The sequence below is a fragment of the Kitasatospora sp. NPDC091257 genome (genome assembly GCF_044757675.1).
GTDB classification, from domain to species: Bacteria; Actinomycetota; Actinomycetes; order Streptomycetales; family Streptomycetaceae; genus Kitasatospora; species Kitasatospora lactacystinica.
The window spans coordinates 1-3,060 of the sequence record NZ_JBIVVI010001102.1; the positions used below are offsets into that span (position 1 = coordinate 1).

Consider the following 3,060-nt stretch of genomic DNA (forward strand, 5'->3'; position numbering starts at 1 on the left):
CGGCACCTCGGTGAACAGGCACTTCAGCACGCCGTGGCGCCACTGCTCCTGCTCCGTGGCCGAACGGGTCGGCGCGGTCCGGGGCGGCGCTACCGCCCTACCCGCCGGTACGGCCCGCGGGTAGGGCGAGAGACTAGTCAGTTCACCGGTCGGCGTCTACGGGTCGTCCGGCCCCGTCGGCGGCCGCCTCGGCGGTGGGTTCGGTGGCCAGTCCGGCGCGCAGCCGGGCGAGGCCGGCGAGGGCGGCGACCACGCCGAGCAGGCCGGCGGCCAGCGGCACCCAGTAGCCCGCGGCGGCTCCGGAGGCGTCGACCACCCAGCCGCCGGCCGAGGACCCGACCGCGACGCCGAGGGCCAGGCCGGTGGTGGTCCAGGTCATGCCCTCGGTCAGCTGGGAGGCCGGGACGAGCCGTTCGACCAGGGCCATCGCGGTGATCAGGGTGGGGGAGATGGCGATGCCGGCGATCAGCAGCGCGGCGCCGACCGCGACCAGCCCGCCGACGCCGTGCACCGCGTGGGCGACCAGCAGCAGCGGCACCATGCTGACCGCCATGAACAGGACGCCGACGAGGAAGCGCACCGCCATCGAGCCGGTGAGTTTGAGGGTCCCGAAGACCACCCCGGCCAGGCAGGAGCCGAGCGCCCACAGGGCGAGGATCACGCTGGAGATCGACTTGTGGCCCTGGGCCTCGGCGTAGGCGACGGTGACCACCTCGACCGAGCCGAAGATCGCGCCGGTGGCGACGAAGGTCACGATCAGCACCTGGAGGCCGCGGTTGAGGATGACCGAGCCGCCCGCGTGCCGGGCGGCCGGGTGGACCGGCGGCTCGGTGGAGCGCTGCCCGGCGAACAGCAGCACGCCGACGGCGAGGAAGATCCCGGCGAGCAGCACGCCGGCCTCGGGGAAGACGGAGGTGGCCAGGCCGATGGAGAGGATCGGGCCGACGATGAAGCAGACCTCGTCGACCACGGCCTCGAAGGAGTAGGCGGTGTGCAGCTTGCCGGTGTCCTCGCGGTAGAGGTGGGCCCAGCGGGCGCGGACCATCGCACCGGTGCTGGGCATCACTCCCATGCCGGCGGCGAAGAGGAACAGCGTCCAGTCCGGGGCCTCCAGCCGGGCGCAGAGCAGCAGGCCGGTGACGGCGACGATGGTGAGCGCCATGGCGGGGACGATGATCCTCCGCTGGCCGTGCCGGTCCACCAGCCGGGAGACCTGGGGGCCGAGGATCGCGGCGGAGACCGCGAGGCAGGCGGAGACCAGGCCGGCCACTCCGTAGGAGCCTCTGAGCTGGGACAGCATGGTCACGATGCCGATCCCGGTCATGGAGATCGGCAGTCGGGAGACGAAGCCGGTGGAGGAGAAGGCCAGAGTGCCGGGGGAGGCGAATATCTGGCGGTAGCTGGACAGCACGGGAGCTCCGGGCAGGGGGAGTAAGGAACAAGGCTGGCAAACACAGCTTACGTACGTTGGCAAACGGTATTTTCCGGACACCCGCGCGGCCCCCGCGACGGCGCTCGGCCCGTCAGTGGCAGGATCGGTGCCATGTCCGACGCGCGCAAACCCTCCCCCTCCGGCGCCGCCCCGTACGACGCCCTGCTGCTGCTCTCCTTCGGCGGGCCCGAGGGCCCCGAGGACGTCGTCCCGTTCCTGGAGAACGTCACCCGCGGCCGCGGCATCCCCAAGGAGCGGCTGAAGGAGGTGGGCAAGCACTACTTCATGTTCGGCGGGGTCAGTCCGATCAACGGGCAGAACCGCGAGCTGCTCGCCGCGCTGCGCAAGGACTTCGCCGAGCACGGGCTGGACCTGCCGGTCTACTGGGGCAACCGGAACTGGGCGCCCTACCTGGTCGACACCCTGCGGGAGCTGGCCGCCGACGGCCACCGCCGGATCGCGGTGCTCGCCACCAGCGCCTACGCCGGCTACTCGGGCTGCCGCCAGTACCGGGAGAACCTGGCCGACGCGCTGGCCGCGCTCGCAGAGGAGGGCGTGCCCGCTCTGCGGTTCGACAAGCTGCGGCACTTCTACAACCACCCGGGCTTCGTCGAGCCGATGACCGACGCCGTCCTGGCCGCCCTGGAGGAGCTGCCCGAGGCCGTCCGCCCCGGCGCCCGGCTGGCGTTCACCACCCACTCCGTCCCGGACTCGATGGCCGAGACCTCCGGCGCCCCGGACGACCCGGCCCGCGGCGAGCCCGGCGGCGCGTACGTTGCCCAGCACCTGGACGTGGCCCGGCTGATCGCCGCCGCGGTGGCCGACCGCACCGGCGTGGCCGAGCGGCCGTGGGAGCTGGTGTACCAGAGCCGCAGCGGGGCCCCGCACACCCCGTGGCTGGAACCCGACGTCTGCGACCACCTGGAGGCCCAGCACGCCGACGGCGCGCCCGCCGTGGTCATGGTTCCGATCGGCTTCGTCTCCGACCACATGGAGGTCAAGTACGACCTCGACACCGAGGCCGTGGCCAAGGCCGCCGAGCTCGGCCTGCCGGTGGCCCGGGCCGCCACCGTCGGCGCCGACCCCCGGTTCACCGCGGCGGTGCGCGAGCTCGTCCTGGAGCGGGCCGCCGTCGAGCGCGGCGAGCGGGTGACCCGCTGCGCCCTCGGCACCCTCGGCCCCAGCCACGACGTGTGCGCGGTGGCCTGCTGCCCGAACCCGCGCGCCCCGCGTCCGGCCGTCGCCGAGCACTGACCGCCCGTCCCGCGCGCCCCGCCCGTCCCGCGCGTCCCGTCCGTCCCGTCGCTCCGGAGGAGAACCCCGTGCCCACCCCCGCCCTGCCCGACGACCGGCTCCTCGACGACCTGCTGGAGGTCGCCCTGGACGCGGCCCGGCAGGCCGGCGCGCTGCTGCGCGACGGCCGCCCCGCCGACCTCGGCGTGGCCGGCACCAAGAGCAGCCCGGTCGACGTGGTCACCGAGATGGACCTCGCCTCGGAGAAGCTCGTCCTGGAGCTGATCACCGACCGCCGCCCGGAGGACGGCTACCTCGGCGAGGAGGGCGCCGAGCGGCCGGGCACCAGCGGGGTCCGCTGGGTCGTGGACCCGCTCGACGGGACGGTCAACTAC

Annotated in this window: 3 protein-coding genes; 2 read left to right on the forward strand and 1 reads right to left on the reverse strand. The window is 74.0% G+C overall.

The window, feature by feature from the left end:
- Positions 1-142: 142 nt before the first annotated feature.
- On the reverse strand, positions 143-1,411 hold the full coding sequence (locus ACIQOV_RS34895) for an MFS transporter (RefSeq protein WP_401054866.1): 1,269 nt from the start codon (positions 1,409-1,411) through the stop codon (positions 143-145).
- Positions 1,412-1,543: 132 nt separating this feature from the next.
- On the opposite strand from ACIQOV_RS34895, the gene ACIQOV_RS34900 reads away from it, so the two are divergent.
- Positions 1,544-2,686 (forward strand): ferrochelatase, encoded by a 1,143-nt coding sequence (locus ACIQOV_RS34900; RefSeq protein WP_401054867.1) that lies wholly within the window; start codon positions 1,544-1,546, stop codon positions 2,684-2,686.
- 68 nt (positions 2,687-2,754) lie between these two features.
- The coding region (locus ACIQOV_RS34905) for an inositol monophosphatase family protein (RefSeq protein ID WP_401054868.1) at positions 2,755-3,060 on the forward strand (306 nt) is incomplete at its 3' end.